15 protein-coding genes and 2 pseudogenes are annotated in these 20,480 nt (G+C 75.3%); 13 read left to right on the top strand and 4 right to left on the bottom strand.

Translation table 11 applies throughout. The features are described from left to right. Positions 1 to 100 precede the first annotated feature (100 nt). The 10 genes and pseudogenes from AB0H83_RS41820 to AB0H83_RS41865 all read left to right on the top strand — a co-directional run bounded on the left by AB0H83_RS41820 (position 101) and on the right by AB0H83_RS41865 (position 6,975). Positions 101 to 517 carry a hypothetical protein gene (locus AB0H83_RS41820; RefSeq protein ID WP_360105949.1) on the top strand — a complete coding sequence of 139 codons (417 nt, stop codon included), beginning with the start codon at positions 101 to 103 and terminating at the stop codon, positions 515 to 517. A gap of 51 nt (positions 518 to 568) precedes the next feature. Beyond that, complete coding sequence (locus AB0H83_RS41825; RefSeq protein WP_360105952.1) at positions 569 to 1,009, top strand: hypothetical protein; 441 nt, start codon at positions 569 to 571, stop codon at positions 1,007 to 1,009. Between the two features lie 58 nt (positions 1,010 to 1,067). Next, entirely contained in the window at positions 1,068 to 1,472 is a 405-nt protein-coding gene (locus AB0H83_RS41830) for a helix-turn-helix domain-containing protein (protein WP_360105955.1), read from the top strand. Next, positions 1,469 to 1,597: pseudogene (locus AB0H83_RS41835) on the top strand (hypothetical protein); the annotation flags it as partial. The gene AB0H83_RS41830 and the pseudogene AB0H83_RS41835, both read left to right, overlap by 4 nt. 70 nt (positions 1,598 to 1,667) lie before the next feature. Beyond that, positions 1,668 to 1,817, top strand: a pseudogene (locus AB0H83_RS41840) (RICIN domain-containing protein); the annotation flags it as partial. Positions 1,818 to 1,972: 155 nt separating this feature from the next. After that, complete coding sequence (locus AB0H83_RS41845; RefSeq protein ID WP_360105958.1) at positions 1,973 to 2,704, top strand: response regulator transcription factor; 732 nt, start codon at positions 1,973 to 1,975, stop codon at positions 2,702 to 2,704. Further along, the gene (locus tag AB0H83_RS41850) at positions 2,705 to 3,724 is read left to right on the top strand and encodes a HAMP domain-containing sensor histidine kinase (RefSeq protein ID WP_360105961.1); all 1,020 of its coding nucleotides are present in this window, start codon (positions 2,705 to 2,707) and stop codon (positions 3,722 to 3,724) included. It abuts the gene before it with no gap. A 252-nt stretch (positions 3,725 to 3,976) separates the two neighbouring features. Continuing rightward, positions 3,977 to 5,227 carry a hypothetical protein gene (locus AB0H83_RS41855; protein WP_360105964.1) on the top strand — a complete coding sequence of 417 codons (1,251 nt, stop codon included), beginning with the start codon at positions 3,977 to 3,979 and terminating at the stop codon, positions 5,225 to 5,227. 134 nt (positions 5,228 to 5,361) lie between these two features. Then, a complete protein-coding gene (locus AB0H83_RS41860) occupies positions 5,362 to 5,997 on the top strand; it encodes a hypothetical protein (RefSeq protein WP_360105967.1) in 636 nt (211 codons plus the stop codon). Next, complete coding sequence (locus AB0H83_RS41865; protein WP_360105970.1) at positions 5,998 to 6,975, top strand: hypothetical protein; 978 nt, start codon at positions 5,998 to 6,000, stop codon at positions 6,973 to 6,975. It abuts the gene before it with no gap. A 10-nt stretch (positions 6,976 to 6,985) separates the two neighbouring features. On the opposite strand, the gene AB0H83_RS41870 is transcribed toward AB0H83_RS41865, so the two are convergent. The 3 genes from AB0H83_RS41870 to AB0H83_RS41880 all read right to left on the bottom strand — a co-directional run bounded on the left by AB0H83_RS41870 (position 6,986) and on the right by AB0H83_RS41880 (position 13,735). Next, positions 6,986 to 10,030 (bottom strand): AAA family ATPase, encoded by a 3,045-nt coding sequence (locus AB0H83_RS41870; protein ID WP_360105973.1) that lies wholly within the window; start codon positions 10,028 to 10,030, stop codon positions 6,986 to 6,988. Positions 10,031 to 10,044: 14 nt separating this feature from the next. Further along, entirely contained in the window at positions 10,045 to 12,513 is a 2,469-nt protein-coding gene (locus AB0H83_RS41875) for a hypothetical protein (protein ID WP_360105976.1), read from the bottom strand. Positions 12,514 to 12,583: 70 nt separating this feature from the next. Further along, positions 12,584 to 13,735 carry a hypothetical protein gene (locus tag AB0H83_RS41880; protein ID WP_360105979.1) on the bottom strand — a complete coding sequence of 384 codons (1,152 nt, stop codon included), beginning with the start codon at positions 13,733 to 13,735 and terminating at the stop codon, positions 12,584 to 12,586. Between the two features lie 260 nt (positions 13,736 to 13,995). On the opposite strand from AB0H83_RS41880, the gene AB0H83_RS41885 reads away from it, so the two are divergent. Genes AB0H83_RS41885 through AB0H83_RS41895 form a run of 3 tightly spaced genes read left to right on the top strand, consistent with a single transcriptional unit; the run spans position 13,996 to position 16,492 of the window. Further along, positions 13,996 to 14,685 (top strand): response regulator transcription factor, encoded by a 690-nt coding sequence (locus AB0H83_RS41885; protein ID WP_360105982.1) that lies wholly within the window; start codon positions 13,996 to 13,998, stop codon positions 14,683 to 14,685. Positions 14,686 to 14,696: 11 nt separating this feature from the next. Continuing rightward, positions 14,697 to 15,320, top strand: coding sequence for a helix-turn-helix transcriptional regulator (locus tag AB0H83_RS41890; RefSeq protein ID WP_360105985.1), 624 nt, complete (start codon positions 14,697 to 14,699; stop codon positions 15,318 to 15,320). Between the two features lie 11 nt (positions 15,321 to 15,331). Next, positions 15,332 to 16,492: a S8 family serine peptidase gene (locus AB0H83_RS41895; protein WP_360105988.1), complete on the top strand. Its 1,161-nt coding sequence runs from the start codon at positions 15,332 to 15,334 to the stop codon at positions 16,490 to 16,492. 12 nt (positions 16,493 to 16,504) lie between these two features. Here AB0H83_RS41895 and eccCa read toward each other — a convergent pair whose 3' ends face one another. Beyond that, positions 16,505 to 20,470 (bottom strand): type VII secretion protein EccCa, encoded by a 3,966-nt coding sequence (gene eccCa, locus AB0H83_RS41900; protein ID WP_360105991.1) that lies wholly within the window; start codon positions 20,468 to 20,470, stop codon positions 16,505 to 16,507. Positions 20,471 to 20,480 lie beyond the last annotated feature (10 nt).

Consider the following 20,480-nt stretch of genomic DNA (forward strand, 5'->3'; position numbering starts at 1 on the left):
TGTGGTGCCGGTGTGGGCCCGCTGTGGGTGGGCCGGCGCGCGTCCCGGCCCGAAGCTGGTCGTCGACGGCGTCCCGGCCGTCACGACGAGAGGACGGGCCATGACCACACTCCACGACACCATCAGCGCCACCCGCACGGCAACCCACGGCCGGCACATCAGCAACCTGCTCGTCGCCGCCTTCACCCTGTCGGCCGGGCACACCGTGTACGCCCGCCTCGAGGGCATCGAGGACCCGACCTTCACCGTGACCACCCCACTGGCCTGGGCCTTCTACGCCGTGGGTTTCGGCTCGGCGGTGCTGGCCAGACGCCCCGGCCGCCCGGCCCAGGTGTCGCTGCTGGCCTACCTCACGGCGCTGTTGTGCATCTCCGTGTTCTACTACCCGACGACGTTCGGGCCGCAACAGCAGACGACGTTCGGCTGGTTCGAGAACGACGTCTATGTCGGCCTGCTCATCACGGCGACGTACCTCGCCGTACAACGCCTGCGCCGCACGGCACTCACCCCGCAGTGACCGCCGTCCGGGGTTAGGCTCGGCGGCGACGCAGTTCGCTGGAGGTGCTGCATGGCCGCCGCTGTCCACGGAGCCTCGTTCGATGATCTGGCCGCGTTCCTGCGGCGGGCCGAGCCGGGTGGTCATCCGGTCGACGAGGTGCGGGAGTGCGTGTGCCGGTCGTGTGCCGGGCGGCGGTTCCAGGTGCAGGTCGCGGCGATCACGTCCGCGGTTCGGCGCACGTGCCTGGACTGCGGGCAGCAGGCGTTCGTCGCCGACAGCGTGGAGTGGTGGGACGACGACGCCGAGGTCGGGTCCTGCGCCTGCCTCTGCGGGCAGGAGGCGTTCGCCGCGGCCGTCGGGTTCTCGTTGCACGAGCCGGACGAGCAGGGCGGCCGGGACGTGCGGTGGGTGGTCGTCGGGGCCCGATGCCTGGCCTGCGGGCTGCTCGGCCTCTACGAGGACTGGAAGGTCAGGTGGGGGCCGAGCGGCTACCTGCTCGACCAGGCCTGACCCCGGCCGGCCGCCGCGCGACCGCAGCGGTGGCGGCCGCTCTGGCAGAATCGGCGCCGTGACCCTCGGCGTGCGGTACACGACGCGCGATCTGCGCCGGCGTAACCGGGCGATGCTGCTCTCGCTGATCTACCACCAGGGCGCGGCGAGCCGGGTGGAGCTGATGCAGGCCTCGGGTCTGAGCTCCGGCTCGGTGAGCAACGTCGCCGGGGACCTGGTCGAGGCCGGGATGGTCGCCGAGGTCGGCCTGGCCGGCTCCGACGGTGGGCGCCCGCGGACCCTGCTGCAGGTGCGTCCCGGGTACGGCGACGTGGTCGGCGTCGTCATCGCCGAGACCAACATCCGGTGGGGCCGTTCGACTGGAAGCTGCGCCGCAAGGCCGCCACAACCGTCGCCGTCACGGAGCGGCACCTGCGGCCTGAGTCGGCCGTGCACAAGGTACAGGCGGGCATCGCGGCGGTGACCGCGGAGGCCGGGGTCGACCCGGAGCGGCTGCTCGGCGTCGGGATCGGGGTGCCGGGCGCGGTCCGGCCGGCCGGGGACGGCACCGCGGTGCACGCGCCGACGCTGGGGTGGTCCGGCGTGCGGCTGGACGAGATGCTGCGGGCGGTCACCGGGGTGCCGCTGTTCATCGACAACGTGGCCCGGCACCAACGCCCAGCGCTTCACCCTCACCGCCGCCGGCGACCTGGTCAACGCCGGCGCCAACAAGTGCGTCGACGTCGTCAATCGCGGCACCGCCAACGGCTCGCAGCTGCAGCTGTGGGACTGCACCGGCGGCACGAACCAGCGCTGGGCCAGAGCCTGACCCCAGCCGGCCGGACCGGGCGGTTCCCCGCGGCACCAGCCGTGCTGCGGGGAACCGCGCCTGCGCCCGAACTCGCGGGCCGGCCGCCTGGCGGCCGGCCGCTACGATGACTGCGCTGTGCGCACCGGTGCGCAGGACACGTGCGGGGCGGTCGGTTGAAGGTTTTGCTCGTCGAGGACGACCTGCGCTTCGCGCGGGTGCTGGGCACGGCGCTGCACCGGGCCGGATATGAGCTGACCCATGTCGGCACGGCCACGCAGGCGCTGGCCGCCGCGCCGGCCGACGTGGTGCTGCTGGACCTGAACCTGCCGGACTGGGACGGCCTGCACGTCTGCCGCCAGCTGCGGGCGCGCAGCGAGGTGGTGATCATCGTGTTGAGTGCCCGTTCCGACGAGGGTGAGCGTATCGCCGGGCTGCGGGCGGGGGCCGATGACTATCTGGTCAAGCCGTTCGGCTTCGGGGAGCTGCAGGCGCGCATCGAGGCGGTGCTGCGCCGGGCCCGGCCGCGCCCGGCCGGCGTGCGCGAGATCGGCACGCTGCGCGTCGACCTGGACCGCCACGAGGCGTTCGCCGGCGGTGACCGGCTGCCGTTGAACCGCAAGGAGTTCCAGCTGCTGGCGCTGCTGTCCGGCGAGCCGGGCACGGTGCTGCGCCGCGACCGGCTGATGATCGAGGTGTGGAACACGCCCTGGCCCGGGACGGCCCGTACGCTCGACGTGCACATCGCCCGGTTGCGGGCGAAGCTCGAGGGCGCCGCGCACGTCGAGGCGGTCCGGGGGGTCGGTTACCGGCTCGTGCCGGCGTCCGGTACCGGTGACGCGGGGCGGTCCGGCGCCGGTGACGCGGGGGCGTCCGGCGTCGACGAGCCGGACGCGGGGGCCCGATAGATGCTGCGGCGGATACTCGCGGTCCAACTGGCCCTGGTCGGGCTCGCCGCGGTGGGACTGGGCACGCCGCTGGTGTTGCTGCTGCTCTCCCGGCCGGGCGGGACACCGCCGGCCTGGTGGATCTCGCTGGCCTGGTTCGTGGTGCTGCTGGTGGCCGGCGCGGTGCTGGCGGCGCGCCGGCTGGCCGGCTGGCTGGGGACCCCGGTCGAGACGCTCGCCGCCGAGGCGCGCGCCTGGCGCGACGGCACGTCGCAGCGGTCGGTGCGTCCGTCCGGCCCGGCCGAGCTGCAGCGGCTCGCCGAGGCATTCAACGAGCTCGGCAGCCGGATGACGGTGCTGCTGGACCGGCAGCGGGCGTTCGTGTCCTACGCCAGCCACCAGCTGCGGACCCCGCTGGCGACGCTGCGGCTGGGCGTCGACAACCTCAGGCCGCGGCCCGGCACCGGCGACGAACAGCAGGAGGAGCACGACTTCCTGGTCGATGAGATCGACCGGATGACCCGCATCTGCGATTCGCTGCTGGCCTATGCCCGGGCCGAGGCGACCGCCGCGCACGCGGTCGAGCTCGACCTGTCGGCGCTGGTCGCCACCCGGGTGGAGATGTGGGAGCCGGCCGCCGCGCTGGCCGGCGTGCAGATCGCGCGCGGCGGCGCCGACGGGGTCGTCGCGTGGGCCGCGGAGGCCGCCGTCAGCCAGTGCCTGGACGCGTTGATCGACAACGCGGTGAAGTATGCGGGACCCGGGACGAAGATCGTGGTCGCCGCGTTCCGCCTGCCGGACGGCTGGGCGCAGCTCGACGTGATCGACAACGGGCCGGGGCTGGTCGGCGAGGAGCTGTCCAGCGCCAGGCAGGCGTTCTGGCGCCGAGCCGCCGATCAGAACCAGCTCGGCTCCGGGCTCGGCGTGACCATCGCCGAGACCCTGATCACCGCCTCCGGTGGCACGTTGACGCTGATGCCGGCCCGGCCGCGCGGGCTGCGCGCGCACATCCGCCTGCCGGCGGACGCCCGCCACCGCTGACGCGGGCCGCCGCCGCGCACCGGCGGTGATGCCCGCAGCCGGGTGTGTTGATCGGCCCGTATCCTGGTCCGGGTACACGGCCGGCGCATCGCCGAGCTGGCCGTCCACGGTGGAATGAGCGCTGGTGAGGCCGGTATGGCACGGTGGCTGGGGCGTCGGCGGGGCGCGGCGGCACCGACGGGATCGACGGCGGATCCGGTCGCGGGCACGGACGCCGGCCCGGCCGCGCACCGGCCGGTGGGGCGTCCGCCGATGTCGGAGTGGCTCAGCGACGGGGTGCTGCTGATCGGCCCCGACCCGCAGGGCACGGTCGCGGCCATCGCGATCGACCTGCCGGTCGAGCCGGCCGCGGTCACCGTGGTCAGCCTGCTGACCAGCGTCCGTGACCGGCGCTGGCTGACCGACGCGGTCGCTTCGGCGGTGCCGCCGGGTGCCACGGTCCGGCTCGCGATCTCCAACGCGGGGGCGCCGGAGGGTGACGGGCCCCCGCCCGCGCAGCGGCTGGCCGAGCGGCTGGGGGTCGACGTGATCGCGCCGGACAGCCGCGTGCTGCTGACGCCGGGCGGATCGGCCTTCGTGGTGCCGCCGGCAACGACAGCGGCAACTCCCACGGCGGCAACGACCGCGGCGGCAACGGCGGCGGCCGGGCAATGGCTGCGGTTCGGCGCGGACGGCTCGGTGGAGCCCGCCGGGGCGCGGTTTCCGGCGCCGTCGTGGGCGCCGGCGGTCACGGAAGTGGCCCGCGAGCGGGTGACCGGCGTGACGGTGCTCGAGGTCCCGGCCGGCCTGTGGGTGCGGCCGGCGGAGGAGGGCACGGCACCGCCCCTGGACGATCTCGCCTATTGCGTGCCGGCCGACCCCGACCTGTGCACGCTCATCGTCGGCGCCGCGGGCACCGCCCGCCTGGACCCGGGTGTGGTGGTCGAGGCCGTGGCCGGCCTGCCGCCGGCCGTGCAGGGCCGGCTGCTCGTGGCGCCCTACGGTTCGGGCACCCGGATCGCGGCCGCGGTGGCCGGCGCGCTCGCCCGCCGCTGGGGCCGGCCGGTCCACCTGGCCAACGGTGTACCGATGATCGGCTCCGACGGGGTGCGCCGCACCCTGGCGACCGACGAGGACGGCGCGCCGCTGTGGTGGCCGCTCAGCCGGCAGCTGCGCTGTGACCCCGACGGCCCACCGGTGCCGGTCGATCCGGCCGGAGCGCTGGCGGACCTGCCGGTCGTCACCGACCGGGTCTGGTCGCTGCGGGGGCCGTGGGTGGTCGAGCTGACCCACTTCGGGCTGTGGGTGCGGCCCGGCGACGCCCCCGCCGGCGCCGGGCAGCTGGCCCAGATCCCGTGGGATCCGCGCTGGCTCACCGTGGTGGCGGGAGCCCCCGGGCAGCCGTCCGACGGCGTCCGCACGGCCCTCGCCGAGCTGCTGGCCCGGCTTCCCGAACAGGCCCGGACCCGCATGCGGACCGTGTCGCCGGAGCTGCTGTCCCGGCTCACGTCGGGCAAACGATGACCGTCTACGTCAAATGTTCATCACATTCGGGCACGGCACGTGGTCCGGTGGCCCGATCGGCCGCGAGTCTGCGATGGGTCGGATGCGAGCAGCGGGAAGCGGGGATGAGCTGATTGGCGCGGACCGGCGCACCGGTGACGTTCGAAGCCGCGGCGATGTACGTCTGCGCGAACTCCTACCGCAGGACGGCCCGGGAGCGGCTGCCGGCCGGTGTGCTCGACGTGGCGGGTGAGGAGCCGGCCCGCCGCGGCGGCGTGCTCATCGCCGAGTTCAACCAGCCCGCACCGGCCGGGCTGCTGCGGGACCTGCTGGCCGCGGCGGCGGCCGGCGCGGTGTGGGTGGAGGCCGGCGGGCACGGCGTACGCCGGCGGCTGGTGCACTACCGGGTCCTCACCACTGCCGCCCAGCGCAGCCGGATGCTGGCCGGGCTGCGCGAGGCGTGGCGGGCGGGGGTCGGGCTGGTCAACGACGAACGCCCGGCCGGGGGCCAGGAGCTGATTGTGGAGCGGGCGACGCAGCTGTGGCGCGGCCTGCTCGCCGCGGGCGCGCCGGTACGGTCCGCGCGCGGGCTCTGCCTGCCGCTGCCGGCCGGTCCGCTGGCCGAGGTCGCCGTGAACGGGGCCCGGCATCTGGGGATCTCGGCCCGCGTCCGTCACACGACACAGTTCTCCGTGGTGACCGTCGACAATCAGGTGCAGGTCCTGTGGCTGACGCGGCTCATGCCGTACCGCCAAGGCCGGGCGACGGCAGACGGGAAAGGGACTCCGTAGGTGAGTGTCGATGACCCCGGGGAGCTGACCCCGATGCGTGCGATCGTCCTGCCCGGTATGGCCGGCACCGCCGAGCCTGATCCAGCGACCGGCGGTGCGCGACCGGCGGCGGTGATCGCGCCGGGCGCCGGGGACTCCGGCGGGGTCTCCGGCGAGGCCGGCCCGCCGCCGGACGTCCCGGGCCGGCCGGCGGACCGCCGCCGGCGTGGACTGCGCGCCGCCGCCGCGGCGGCGGGCGCCGGGCTGCTCATCGGCCCGCTGATCTACAGCTTCGCGACCGGTCCCGGGGGCGGGCGGTCATCGCCGGCGCCGTCGCTCGCCATGGCCCAGCCGGGGCCGGAGGAATCAGGCGCGACCCGTCCGGCGGGTGGGCCGTCCGGCACGGTGGCCGGATCCGCGGCGGCGCCGGCCTCGAACGGTGCCCGCACACCCGCGTCACCGGCGGGCGCGGCGGCGCAGCCGAACGGCACCACGGGCCCGGCGTCGCCCGCGTCCGCCGTCGTGCTGACCTCCGGGGCCGGCTGCGCCAACGACCTCCGGCAGAACTGGTACACCAGTGGCATGGACGGCACCTGGTCGGAGAAGGCCGGCGGGGCCGGCGGGTGCGGCGCGTCCGTGTCGATGCCGATGTCCGGCAGCCCGTCCACGGACACGGGCCCGTACGTGGTGTGGTGGTTCGAGACCAGCCCGGTGCTGACCGGCTCCTGTGCCGTGGCGGTCTACATCCCGTCCAGCGCGGACCCCAAGGACGTGGCCGGCCGGCCGGCGCACTACAAGGTCCTCGGCGGGCGCACCAGCAGCACGGTGCACGCCGAGTTCTCCATCGACCAGACCGCGAACCGGGGGCGTTGGGTCAGCGCGGGCACGTTCGCGGTGCGCAACGGCGCCATCTCGATCCACCTGGGCAACCGGGGGCTCAACCCCAACGGCGAGCGGCTCGGCGCGGCCCAGGTGCGGGTGTCCTGCCGGCCGTCCTGAGCACAGGCGGCTACGGCCGTACGTCCGCCGGGATCAGCGTCCGCAGGTCGTCGACGGTCGCGGCGCCTCCGAGCGACCGCAGGCGCCCGGCCTGGCGGGTGATCGCCTCGTCCAGCACCTGCCGGGCGTAGCGACCGTTGCCGAACGAACGGTCCCGCGGCACGCCCTCGAAGTGCCGCCGCAGCGCCGCCAGCACGTCACCGGAGCATTCGTAGCCGTTCGACCGGGCAAGGTGCTCGAAGATCGCCACCAGCTCGTCCGGGCTGTAGTGGGCGAAGTTGATCCGCCGGGTGAAGCGCGACGCGAGCCCGGCGTTGGCGGCCAGGAAGTGCTCCATGTCGTCGGTGTAGCCCGCGGCGATCACGACGACCTCGTCGCGGTGGTCCTCCATGAGCTTGACGAGCGTGTCGACGGCTTCCCGCCCGAAGTCGTTGCGGGCGTCCGGCGGAGCCAGCGTGTACGCCTCGTCGATGAAGAGCACCCCGCCCCGGGCCCGTTCGAAGACCTCCCGGGTGCGCTGGGCGGTGTGCCCGATGTACTCCCCGACGAGGTCCGCCCGGGCCACCTCGACCAGCTGCCCGGCCGGCAGCGCACCGAGTGCGGCGAGCAGTTGGCCGTACAGGCGGGCGACGGTCGTCTTGCCGGTGCCGGGCGGGCCCGCGAAGATCAGGTGGCGGCCGACGGACGGCGCGGGCAGTCCTGCCGCGAGCCGGGCCCGCACCGACGCGAGCAGGTCGATGAGCTCGCTGACCTCCTGCTTCACCGCGGCGAGCCCGACCATGGCGGTGAGCTTGGCGAGCAGCGTGTCGAGCTCGTCGTCGCGGGAGCCGGCCCCCTCCCGGTGACCCGCGCCGGCCTCGACGTCCTCGGGGACCAGCTGCGCCAGCTGGCGGTCGGTGGGTTCGGGCAGGTCCGCGAGCCGGAACGCCTGACGGCCGATCATCTCCTCGAACACCTGCCGGGCGACCCGGGCGTTGCCGAACGACTCCCCGCGCGGAAGGCGGTCGAAGTACTTCGTGAGCGCGGTGCTGGTCTCGTACTCCAGGCTGTAGTGGTGGGTGCGGCACAGCCGTTCGACGATGGTGGCCAGCTCCGCGGTCGAGTAGCTGTCGAACTCGATCGTCTTGGAGAACCGCGATGTCAGGCCCGGGTTGGCGGCGAGGAACGCGCGCATCTGCGCGGAGTACCCGGCGACGATGACCACGACGTCGTCGCGGTGGTCCTCCATGAGCTTGACCAGCGTGTCGACGGCCTCCCGGCCGAAGTCGTTGCCCTCGCCGGTGGTGAGGCTGTACGCCTCGTCGACGAAGAACACGCCGCCGAGCGCTGCGGTGAAGCGTTCCGTGGTCTTCACCGCGGTCCCGCCGACGTGCTCGGCGACGAGGTCGGCGCGGGCCACCTCGACGAGCTGCCCCGTGCGGAGGACCCCGAGCGCGGCGAGCAGCTGGCCGTAGAGGCGGGCCACGGTGGTCTTGCCGGTGCCGGGTGGCCCGGCGAAGATCAGGTGCCGGGACATCGGCGGGGCCAGCAGCCCGGCGGCGGCGCGGCGCTGCGCCACCCGGTGCAGCCGGATGAGGGTGGCGACCTCCCGCTTGACGCCCGCGAGACCGACGAGCGCGGCGAGCTCGGCCAGCAGCGGCTCGGTCGGGTCGAGGTCCTCCGGTGGCACCGCGCCCGCCGCGGCCGGCGCGACGGCCGCCGCCGGCCGCGGTGCGGGCCGCACGGCCGGCCCGGGGTCCGCCGGCGTGCGGGGGCCGGCGCCGGGGCGGGTGGCGCCGGGCAGGCCGGGCCCGGTGGCGTCCGTGACGTCCAGCGCGTCCGTGGCCACGCCGACCCGGATCGCCTCGCCGTGGTTGCCGAGCAGCTGCGTACGGCTCACCACCACCGGTCCGGTGGTCAGCACCTGCACCCCGTCGGCCTGGTTCTGCGACACCACGGAGTCGGCGATCGTGCCGGTCGAGCCGGCGTCGAGCCGGACGCCGGGGCCGCCGTTGCCGCGGATCGTGCTGTGCAGGATCTCCACGTGCCCCCCGCCGGCGACGCTGACCGCCGCTGCGGCCGAGCCGGTCACCGCGCTGTCGCGCAACGTCGCCCGCCCGCCGCCCACATGGACACCGACGTGGCAGCCGGTGAGCCGGGAGCCGGCGAGCACCGGTGCGGCGTCGTCGAGGACGAGCAGCCCGCACTCGGCGGCGCCGTCGAGGTCGACGTCGCTCAGCTCCGGCCGGGCCGCGCCGGCGACCACCAGGGCGCGCCGGGCGCCGTGCACCGCGAGCCGCTCGACGGTGCCCTGCGCGGTGCCGGCGAACACCACACCGAACGTGTCGACGCCGCGGACCTGACAGTCGGCGATCACCGCGGCGGCATCGGTGACCTGGATACCGGTGGCGGTCGGCCCGTGGACGGTGCTGTGCCGTGCCTCGAGCCGGCCGCCCTGCTCGACGACGATGCCGGGGCCGGCGGTGCCCGCGACGGTGCAGCCGTCGAGGAGGCCCAGTCCGCCCCGGGTGCTGACCACACCGGCGCCGGCCGTGTCGCCGATGGTGCAGCCGACCAGATGCGGGTCGGCGTCGCCGGAGATGACCACGGCGTTGCCGGCGATCGCGGTGAACATGACGCCGGTCAGCGTGCCGGCGGCTGCCCCTTCCGCCAGCAGGCCCGCGCCGGCGGAGTTGCTGACGGTGCCGTTGCGCATCTCCAGCCGGCCACCGCGCACGTGCGCGGCGACCACGGCCGCCGCTTCGACCGTGCAGTCGTGCAGCGTCAGCGTGCCGGCGGCGACCTGCACGACCGGGAAGCTTCCCGTGCCGCCCCGCAGGACGATGTCGCGCAGGACGCAGGTCCCGGCGCGCACGAACACCCCCACACCGTCCGTGGCGACGATCGTGACCGTGCCCGGCCCCTCCTCGGGGATCAGCGTGACGTCGGCCGCGAGGACGAGCGGCTCCCGGTACGTCCCCGGCTGGATCGCGATCGTCGTGCCCGGCCCGGCTTGAGCGATCGCGTGCGCGATCGACGGAAGGCATCCGGGATCGTCCTTGGCCACGGTCAACACGCCGAATCCCACGGTTACTGTCCCCAATCAGCAGCGGCGGCGGCAGCGCCGGCGTCGGTGGTGAAGAGCCGGCCGCCGTCGACCCCGATCGGCCAGGTCGCCGGGCCGGTGTCCGCGGTGTCCGCGGCGGCGTTTGCGGCGGTGCCGGCGTCGGCGATCTCGTCGGTGTCGGCGGTTTCGGCGGTGAGCAGGGCGCGGCGGAGCCGGTCCAGTCCTCGCTCGTCGGTGGCCCGGACGTCCTCGCCGGCCTCGGCGACCCGGCCGCCGCGCCGCACGACCTCCCGCAGGTACACCCTGGCCGGTGCCCCGCCGGCCTCCCCACGGGCCTCCCCGCCGGGTGCCCTGCCGGCCTCACCGCCGGGTGCCGGGCTGGGTGCCGGGCCCGATGCCGGGACGGCTTCCTCGACGGCGAGGACGCGGAACCGGGTGGCTGGCGCGAAGGTCGCGAGGTGCGGGAGGTGCCCGCCGGTCGCCGGCAGCCGCAGCGGGTCGAGGCGCCGGGCGTTGCCGGCCCAGATGACGTACTCGACGGCGGGACCGCGCGCCGCGACGCGGCGCACCAGGTCGGCGTCGACGAAGGCGGGCTCGATGAGCTCCATCCCGGCGCGGTACACCGCCAGCGTGTCCGGGTCGGCCCGTCCGAGCCGGAACACCGGCCCGAGGATCGTCGGCAGGCCGCGCAGCCCGAGCGTCGCCCACCACGACAGCACGCGGACCTCGTCGGTGACCGCCGGGCCGGCGGGTCGCCGCAGCGCGCCGTTGATCCGGTCCCGGCCGCCGCAGCAGTAGGCCCGCAGCGCCACCAGCGCGGCGGCCATGTCCTGCTGCTGATGCTTCCCGGCCATCCGCAGGCCCGGCTGCTCGGCCAGGATGCGGGTCACGATCCGGGCGTGCACGTCGTACTGCCCGCCCAGCAGCTCGCGCAGTGCGCTGCGGTCCGCCGGCGCGGTCCCGGCGGTGAGGTCGATCAGCGGGATCGCCGTGACCGGCCGGGCGACCGCGGCCGGCGGCGCCGGGCCTGCCGGTTGCGCCGGCGCCGCGCCGCCCGCCGGGGGCAACGCACCGGAGGGCAGCAGGTCGCCGCTCGTCGCGCCGATGGTCGCGGACCCGAACGGCCCGATGGGGACGAGGTACGGCGCGGCCACCGGCCACCGGCCCGCCCGGAGCAGCTCGACGCGTCCAGGGTCGAGCCCGATCGGCGCGGGCGCCGGAGCGGACGGCGCAGCCGGGCTGTGTGCGAGGGCGGGTGGCGCAACCGGGCTGTGCGCGGGGGTGGGTGCTGCGGCCGGGCTGTGTGCGCGGGCAGATGGTGTGACGGACGGGGCCGCGCCGGGCGCGGGCGGGACGGTGCGTACCTGCATCAGCGGGACGGCACGGGCAGGCATCAGCGGGCCGGCCGTACGGACCGTGCGGCCTCCGGTCGCGCCCCGGCGGGGCAGATAGCGGCGCGACCCCTTGCCGGTGACCAGGACACCGAGCCAGGTGACCGCGGTGCCGGGCGCCGCCGCGGTGACCGGCACGCCGAGCCGGTCGGCGAGCGCGCCGTAGAGCAGGTCACCGGCGGGTCCCTCCGGCCCGTCACCGGGATGGACGACCACCACCGGCCGGTGCCGCCAGCCCGGGCAGGCGCGGACGGCGGCGGCCAGCGAGATCGGATTGCCGAGGCGGCCGTCGATCCGGATGCCGGACCGGTCCGTGGAAACCTCCAGCACGTACCCGGCCAGGACCGGTGGCCAGCCGGTGGTGAGCGCGGCGCCGCCGGGGCCGGCCAGCGAACGACCCGCCCGCGTCGCCGTCCCCGGTGGGGTGGGCCGGCGGGCCGGTTCGGCCGGGGCGTGCGTGACGGTGCGCCGTCGGGCCGGCGGGCGGACGGGACGCCAGTCGGTGCGGTCACCGTGCACCGAGACGGTGCCGGCGGCACCCACCGCGACGACGAGCAGGCGGTCCGGCCCGCCCGGGTCGACGGCAGGCAGCTGGTACCGCACCGGAACCCCTGCCGGGGCTGCCACAGTCACCGTGCCGCATGCCGCACCGGCCGGTGCCGGACCCGGTGCCGGGTCCGGGTCAGGGTCCGGCGCAGGGTCCGGTGCCGGGCTCGTGGCGACGACCCGGCGGCCGAGACGCCGTGTCAGCTCGTCGGCGTGTGGCGGGCCGCCGCCGGTCCATGCGTGCCCGGCCGGGACCAGCCGCAGACCGCCGGGATAGTCGCTGAGGTACTGCCGCACGAGCCGGTCGAGCAGGCCGGCCAGATCCGCACGACCGGCGACCGGCGCCGAGATCAGCACCGACGTCAGGTCAGGCTCGGCGGGCAGCGTGAACGCGAGCGCGCGCAGCGGCCCGGCCGGTTCGGCGGCCTCGCGGATCAGCAACGCCAGCCCAGCCGTCTCGATCACCGCGCCGGCGGGCCCGGCGGCGAGCTGCGCGCCGATCTGGGCGACGGGCTGCGGGCCGAGCTGGAGAACGTCGCCGGCCAGCGCGCTCATCGCCGGTCAACGCCTCGCTGGTCAACGCCTCGCCGGCCGGCCCGGTCCAGCCGGGACGCCGCCCGCCAGCTCATGCCCCGCTCGGCGCTGCGGCCCCGCCGACGGCCCAGACCGGCTCCTGCTGCGGCGCCTGCAGCACCGCCATCGCCCGGTGCAGCGCGACGGAGTCCGGCACAGGGACCTGGTACCCCTGGTCACGGATGTGCGCGAGCAGGTCCGGGTCCGGCGCGAACCGGTGCGCAGCCAGGTAGTAGTGCACCGTGTCGGTCCAGATCCAGGTGCCGTCGGTGCGGAAGCTCATCGGCACCCGGCCGGTACGGTCAGGGTCCACGACGTCGTCCATCAGCGCCGTGGTGTACAGCAGGACCGTGCCGCCGAGCAGATACGCCTCGACCTGTTCGCGTTCGGTCTGGTCGGTGATCCTCGGACGGTCGGGCTCGAACCGGGGCCCGGTCAGCGGATCCACCCGGTCGAAGACCCGGGCGAGCCGGATCTCGGGCCGGTCGGACGACGCCCAGAGCAGCGCGGCGTACCCCCGGGCCAGCCGCTGGTACACGGGAAGGTCGTCGCCCTCGCCGCTGACCTCCACCTGCGGGCTGGTCTCACCGGCGGTGACGAGCGCCGACTGGAGCCGGTCGGTGAGCGCCGCCACCGGCGCGGCCCCGGTCTGCTCGTCGACCGCGTCCGCCAGCTCGGGCCGCACGGTTACCAGGTAGATGCGTTTCGGCTCGGGCCACCTGCTCCGCCCAGCCGGGAACCGCCAGGCCCGCCAGACGCCGATGATGTCCGGCTCCCGGCCGGCGGCAGCGACGGCGGCGCGGTCGATGTCGTCCGGGCCGGCCACCCCCTCGTACCCGCCGGTCAGGTCGAGGCTGGCCGGGATCGCGTCGCCGTGCTCGTGCAGCACCGCCGGGTTGGCCGGGGCCATCTCGAACGGCGGCACGTGCTCGGCGCCGGCCCGCTCGAGGTGCGCCAGCGCGTCGGAGTCCTCGCCGGCCACGTGGAGCGTCCGGGCGAGCAACGCAGCGTGCGCGTCGGTCACCGGTACACCACCCGACGCCGCGGCGTACGCGATGCCCTGCGCGGCCTCGGCGAGCTGCCCCTGCGCGACCCAGGTCCTCGCCTCGCTGATCAGGTCGTCCGGCATGCGGCCGGCGAGATCCAGCAGCAGCCGATGCCACTCGACCTGTGACGGCGGCGCGTCGGGGTCGTTCGGGGCCATCGTTGGTCCTCACTTCGCTCCGGCATTTCGCCTCGGCACTGCGGCCGGACGCTGACCGTGCCCATCGTGATGCACTCGTTGCGCCGCCGCCAAGGGATCGCGACCCGCCTTGCGCCGTGCGGCGGGGGACAAAACGAGGTACCCGCACCGGCCGGTGTCGCCGCCCAATGTTGCCGCTGAGTCCGCCTGGTGTGCGCAGCGCGCGTCGCGTGGACTGTGGCGGCGGTGCCGATCCCCTGTTGCGTGACGAGGTGACGATGATGACGAAGTCCGGGCTCGAGGTGGCGATCGTGGCGGAGGATCCGCTCGCGTTGGCGGGTCTGGTCCATCTGCTGTCGTGGGACACCTCGCTGCGGCTCGTGCGGCTCTCCCTGCCCCTCGACGAGGTGATGGCCGGTGCGCCGCTGACCGGGCCCGCGCCGGACGTGGTGGTGCTCTTCGACCGGATGCCGGGTGGCCGGGCGTTCCAGGCCACCCGCCGGCTCCGCGAGCACGTCGCCGTCCTGCTGGTCTGCGCCTTCGACGCCCTGCCGTGCCCGGTCGCCGCGATCCAGGCCGGCGCGAGCGGCCTCGTGAGCACCGGCAGCGGCGGGGTGGATCTGCGCCGTGCCGTCCGGGCGGTCGCGGCGGGCGGGGTCTACATCGGCACCGGCGTGGCCGGCGCGGTCCGCGGGCGGATCACCGAGGCGACCACCAGCAGCACGGTACCGGCCGCGGTGCCCGCGCTGGCGCCCCGCGAGGCAGAGACGCTGCGGTGGATCGCTGACGGCTACACCCACGCGCAGGCCGCCCGCCGGATGCGGGTGTCGCCGGGAACGGTCAACACGTACGCCAAGCGCCTCCGGCTGAAGCTCAACGCGCGCAACAAGGCACAGCTCACCCGAAGGGCCGTGGAACTGGGGTACCTCAGCCGCCCGGAGCACCCGTCCCGGCTGCGGCCGGTCGGTTGAGCGTCCAGGGGATGCCGCGGGGCACGACACCCGGCGGGCCGTCCGAGGTCGTGCTGGCCGCCGCCGATCCGGCCGCGGAGCTGATCCTGCGGGTCCTGGGGGTCCTGCGGGAGCAGGGTGTCGCCGCCCGTACCGTGCCGGAGCTGGACGCCGCGACGGCGGGCGGCCGGGTCGTGGTCGTGGCGTCCAGCCTCGGCACAGACCGGGCGGGCGTGGCCGAGGTGACGGCGGCGGTGGCCACCGGCGCCGCGGCGGTCGTGGCGGTCGTCGGACCGGGCGCCGACGTCGCCGGGCTGCTGGGGGCCGGCGCGCTCGTGGTCGTGCCCGCCGGCGAGGTGGCCAGCGAACTGCCGGTCGGTCTCGAGGCCGCCGCCGCGGGTGCCGTGTACGTCGCGCCCGGCTGCACCGGCACGCTGCGCTCCGCGCTGAACCTCGAGGCGGCTGAGACGCTGACCCAGCGTGAGCTGGAGACCCTGCGGTGGGTCGCCGCCGGCTGCACCCACCGTGAGGTCGCCGAGCGGATGCGGGTCGCCGAGGCGACGGTGAACACCTACCTGAAGCGGCTGCGCTCGAAGCTCAACGTGACGAACAAGGCCGAGCTGACCCGCGTGGCGTTGCGCCTCGGACTGATCTGACAGGAGGCCGGATGCGACGGCGAGGCTGGTCGATGGCAGCGGCGGTCGTGACCGGACTGCTCGCGGTGCCGCTGCCCGCGGCCGCGGGGCAGGCGGAGCCGGTACCGGGGGAGCTGCCGGCCCTGCCGAATCCGGCCGGCGGCTGCGTGCCGGCGTCCTCAACGGTGCAGCGGGGCCAGGGCTGGGCGCAGGCGAGGATGGCGGCACCGACCGTCTGGCCGCTCACCGCCGGGGACGGCGTGACGGTCGCGGTGCTGGACACGGGGGTGAGCCCGGCGGCGCCCGCGCTCGCCGGTGCCGTCCTGGCCGGCGTCGACGTGGTCGGCCCCGGCCGCGGCGACAGCGACTGCCTGGGGCGAGGGTCATTCCTCGCCGGGCTCGTGGCCGGCCGGCCGGTCGCCGGCACGGACTTCGCCGGTGTGGCGCCGGCCGCGACGATCCTGCCGGTCCGGGTCACCGACGCGCGGGGCAAGCTCACCGCCGACACGATCGCCGCCGGCCTGCGAGCCGCCGTCACCGGCGGAGCGCGGGTCGTCCTGATCGCCACCTCGGTCCCCGCGTCGAGCGTGGCCCTGCGCGACGCGGTGGACCTCGCCGTATCCAGGGACGTGGTCGTGGTCGCCGCGGTGGCCGCCGGCAGCGGTACGGCCGCACCTCCGGTGGACGCCGGCTACCCGGCGAGGTACGCGCCGGTGCTCGCCGTCGCCGGGGTCTCGCCCGGCGGCGGCCTGGTGGAGCGCTCCGCGCCGGCCGACCTGGTGGCGCCCGGCGACGACGCGGTCAGCGTCGGGCCCTCCGGCACCGGGCACTACACCGGCAGCGGCAACGGCGTGGCCGCCGCGTATGTCGCCGGTGCGGCCGCACTGGTGCGCTCGTACCATCCCGCGCTGCCCGCGGCGGAGGTGGCGCGGCGGCTGACCGCGACCGCGGCTCCGCTGACCGCCGCCGGCACCGGCGCCGGGCTGGTCGACGGGTACGACGCGGTCGCGGCGGTCGAGGTCGGGGCGGCGCCCGGCGTACCGCCCGCAGGGTCGGTCGCGCTGCCGGGGGTACCGGCGCGGCCGGCGGCGCCCGGGCGGGCGCTGACGGTGACGGCGCTGCTGCTGATCGCCGTCACCGTCACCGTCGTCGCGGTCACCGTCACGCGGATCCGGCGGCGCCTGCCCGGTTGACCGGCGGCGGGCTCACCCCGTCGTCGTGGTGACCGGCGCGACCGCCGGGCACAACGCGGTGTGGATCAGCCGGCTGCTGCGGCGGGTGCAGAGCAACGCCCGCCCCGGCGGCAGGATCCGCGGCTTCGCCCCGCCGATGAGCGGACCCTCCGACGGCGGGCAGGACAGGGCGACGTCGGGGCTGTTCGTCTCCTGCAGCCGGCGCAGCAACGGGTCCATCGACATCCGCATCGCGCCGGCCGCGCCCCGGGTCAGCACCAGGTGCATCCCGATGTCCGTGCCGTGCTGCAGCAGCGGCACGAACGGCTGCAGCGGGCTGTCGTGCCCGGACAGCAGGTCGTAGTCGTCGACCAGGATGAACAGGACCGGGCCGTGCCACCAGTCGCGGCGGCGCAGCCGGTCCGCGGTGATGTCCGCGCCGGGTATCCGCGGCTTGAGCCCGAGCACGGCGTCGGCGACGGTCTCCCGGGTGGCGTCGTGGGAGACCGAGTAGCCGAGCCGGTACCCGGCCGGGATGTCGTCGAAGAGCTCCCGACGGTAGTTCACCACCAGGATCCGCGCCTGCTCCGGGGTGTACCGCACGGTGATCGCCTGCGCCAGCAGGCGCAGCAGGTTCGTCTTGCCGGTCTCGTTGTCGCCCAGGATCGTCAGGTGCGGCACCTCGGCGAAGTCGTGCCACACCGGTCGCAGGCCGTCCTCGTCGAGCCCGATCGCCACGCGGAGGTCGCCCTCCGGCGGCGGGAGCTGCGCGAGCGGCACGACCGACGGCAGGGTCCGCACCCGGGGCGCGGTCGGGCCGGGCCAGCACTCGTTCACCAGCTCGACGAGCGCCCGTACGCCGTCGGTGACGTCCGCGGAGCCGCTGTCGCCGTCGATGCGCGGTACCGCGCCGAGGAAGTGCAGCTTGTCGCCGGTGATCCCGCGTCCGGGGACGGACGGCACCGTCGCGGCCGTGCGCATGTCGATCGCCGAGTCGACCGGGTCGCCGAGCCGCAGCTCCAGCCGGGTGCCGATCTGGTCGCGCATCCCGTGGTACACCTCGGACCAGCGGGCGGCGGTGAGCAGGAGGTGGACGCCGAAGTTCAACCCCCGCGCGGCGATCTCCCGGATCGCGGCCTCGGCCTTGTCGAAGTCCTGGCGCAGCGTGAACCAGCCGTCCACGACGAGGAAGACGTCGCCGTACGGGTCGTCGGTGACCGACCCGTCGGCCCGCATCCGGCGGTACACGGCGATGCTGTCGATGCCGAGCTCGGCGAAGCGGCGCTCCCGGGCGGCGATCAGGTTGACCACCTCCGTCACGGTCCGGCCGACCCGGTCGGTGTCCAGGCGGCCGGTGACGCTGCCGACGTGCGGCAGGTTCGCCAGCGCCGCCAGCGTGCCACCACCGAAGTCCAGGCAGTAGAACTGCACCTCGCGTGGGGTGTGGGTGAGCGCCAGCCCGCAGATCAGGGTGCGCAGCAGCGTGCTCTTGCCGCTCTGCGGGCCTCCGGTGATGCCCAGGTGGCCGCCGACCCCGCCGAGGTCGACCGTGAACAGCTCGCGGAGCTGCTCGAACGGCCGGTCGACAAAACCGATCGGGGTCACCAAGGCGCCGTTGCCGGGCCAGCCGGGTGCGTGCAGCCCGAGGTCAGGGTCCGGACTCAGCCCGGGCAGGAGCAGGTCCAGGGTCGGCGGGGTGGACAGCGGGGGCAGCCAGACCTGATGGGCGGGCGGCCCGGCACCGACGAGCTGGTCGACGACCGCCGACAGGACGCTGCGCTTGGGATCCTGCGCGACCGGCTCCTGCGGCTGCGCCGCCACGACCGGTTCCCGGTGCGGCACGTGCTGCGCGACGTACGGCACCACCTGCCGCCGCACGACGTCCTGCGCGATCCGGGCGCTCCTGGGCCGGTACGGCCCTGAGACGTACGCCGCCTTGAACCGCACCAGCGTGGAGACGTCGAGCCGCAGGTATCCGTTGCCGGGTGCCGAGGGCAGCTCGTAGGCGTCCGGCACCCCGATCACGGAACGGGACTCGATCGCGGAGAAGGTCCGCAGGCCGATGCGGTAGGACAGGTGCGACTCCAGCTGCCCGATCCGGCCGTCGTCGAGCCGCTGGCTGGCCAGCAGCAGGTGTACCCCGAGCGAACGGCCGAGCCGGCCGATCATGACGAACAGCTCGACGAACTCGTGGTGTGCCGCCAGCAGCTCGCTGAACTCGTCGACGACGACCACGAGGCTCGGCAGCGGATCCAGCGCCGCGCCCTGCGCCCTGGCCCGCTCGTAGTCCAGGGCGGAGCTGTAGTTGCCGGCCTTGCGCAGCAGCTCCTGGCGGCGGACCAGCTCGCCGTGCAGCGCGTCGCGCATCCGGCTGACCAGCGCGGCCTCCTCGGACAGGTTGGTGATCACGGCCGAGACGTGCGGCAGCCGGTCCAGCCCGAGGAACGTGGCGCCGCCCTTGAAGTCGACCAGCACCATGTTCAGCGTCTCCGATGAGTGGGTCATCGTCAGGGCGAGCACCAGCGTGCGCAGCAGTTCGCTCTTGCCGGAGCCGGTGGCGCCGATGAGCAGCCCGTGCGGGCCGGAGCCGCCCTGCGCCGGCTCCTTGAGATCCAGGTCGATCGGCAGTCCGTCGGCGCCGACCCCGATCGGGACCCGCAACCGGTCGCCTTCGCTGCGGCCGTGCCAGAGCGCCCCGAGGTCCAGCCGGCCCAGGTCGTCGACGTTGAGCAGGGTCCCCAGGTCGAAGTCGGTGGCGAGCGCGTCGGCCGCCACCTCGGTCGAGACGCTGAGCCGGTACGGGGACAGTACCCGCGCCAGGGACAGCGCCGCGACCGTGCCGAGCCGGTCGGCGTGGGCCAGCGGGGTGCGGACCTCCCGGCCGACCCGGTCGACCCTGACGATGGTCAGGTCACCCTCGGCGGCGTCGATCCGCAGGACGTGCTTGGACGGCGGCACGGCCGGGCCGCCCACATCGAGCAGGAGCGCGTTGCGGTATCCGGCGGCGACGGCCCGGTGGTTCGGCGGGATCCGCCCGCCGTCGCAGAGGATCACGATGTACGGCTCGTCGTGGCTGGGCACGGCGTCGGACTCGTACCGGGCGCGCGCGACGAAGTGCTCGCCGAGCAGCGTCAGCACGTCGTCGATGGAGTCCGCGACGAGCCGGGCCGCGCCGGCCGCGTCCTGCGCCTGCGTGCTCTGCGAATGCGGCAGCCACTTCAGCCAGTCCCACCCGGCCGCGGCGTCGCCGCCGACGCACGCGGCCACCAGCAGTTCCTCCGGCGGGTGGAACGTGACGAGCTGGGCCAGCAGCGCGCGGGCCGTGCCGCGGGCCAGGTCCAGGTCGCCGGTGAACCGGATCTGGGTGAAGCCGCGGACGAACAACGCGACCGGCTGATCGGCGAGCGTGGCGTACGCCTTGATGAACCGGCGCAGCGTCTTGGCCGCCAGCGGTTCGAGATCCTCGACCGGTTTGGTCTGCATCGGTGCGATCCGCACGGCCAGCCGCTGCTCGCCGGTGCCGACGCGGACCTCCCCGAAGTCCGGGTGGGCGGGCCGGCGTTCCCATCGCCGGCTCGTCATCGCCAGCGACCACAGCGACGCGGGGTCGGGGTGGCGCCAGGCCAGCGCGTCGCGTTGTTTCGCCGCGAGCTGGCGGATGCGGCGGCGCTGCTGGGACAGGTACCGCAGGTAGTCCCGGCGGTCCCCGGCCATCCGGTTGGTCCGGTCACCGGAGCCGCCGATCATCTGACCGCTCATCATGGCCACCATCGCCACCGTCATCAGCCCCGCCATCAGCCACGACGTCGCGCTGGAGGAGCGGGTGAACATCAGCACCATGACGCCGGACATCAACGCCATCGGTAGCAGCATCAGCAGCATCCGCAGGCCGCCCCGCTGCACCTCGGGGATGACCGGCGGTTCCTGCAGGCTCAGCTCGCCGTGGGGCAGCTCGGGCCCGTTGCGCCGGGGCGGCCGCCGGAACAGCTGGGTACTCACGCACTCGCCT

It is taken from the genome of Dactylosporangium sp. NPDC050688 (assembly GCF_040654515.1).
Classification (GTDB): Bacteria; Actinomycetota; Actinomycetes; order Mycobacteriales; family Micromonosporaceae; genus Dactylosporangium.

Bases quoted from the DNA above. Each gene is read 5' to 3' on its own strand.
- AB0H83_RS41820 (WP_360105949.1), top strand. From the start codon at position 101: ATGACCACACTCCACGACACCATCAGCGCCACCCGCACGGCAACCCAC.
- AB0H83_RS41825 (WP_360105952.1), top strand. From the start codon at position 569: ATGGCCGCCGCTGTCCACGGAGCCTCGTTCGATGATCTGGCCGCGTTC.
- AB0H83_RS41850 (WP_360105961.1), top strand. From the start codon at position 2,705: ATGCTGCGGCGGATACTCGCGGTCCAACTGGCCCTGGTCGGGCTCGCC.
- AB0H83_RS41855 (WP_360105964.1), top strand. From the start codon at position 3,977: ATGTCGGAGTGGCTCAGCGACGGGGTGCTGCTGATCGGCCCCGACCCG.
- AB0H83_RS41875 (WP_360105976.1), bottom strand. From the start codon at position 12,513: ATGAGCGCGCTGGCCGGCGACGTTCTCCAGCTCGGCCCGCAGCCCGTC.
- AB0H83_RS41880 (WP_360105979.1), bottom strand. From the start codon at position 13,735: ATGGCCCCGAACGACCCCGACGCGCCGCCGTCACAGGTCGAGTGGCAT.
- AB0H83_RS41885 (WP_360105982.1), top strand. From the start codon at position 13,996: ATGACGAAGTCCGGGCTCGAGGTGGCGATCGTGGCGGAGGATCCGCTC.
- AB0H83_RS41890 (WP_360105985.1), top strand. From the start codon at position 14,697: ATGCCGCGGGGCACGACACCCGGCGGGCCGTCCGAGGTCGTGCTGGCC.
- AB0H83_RS41895 (WP_360105988.1), top strand. From the start codon at position 15,332: ATGCGACGGCGAGGCTGGTCGATGGCAGCGGCGGTCGTGACCGGACTG.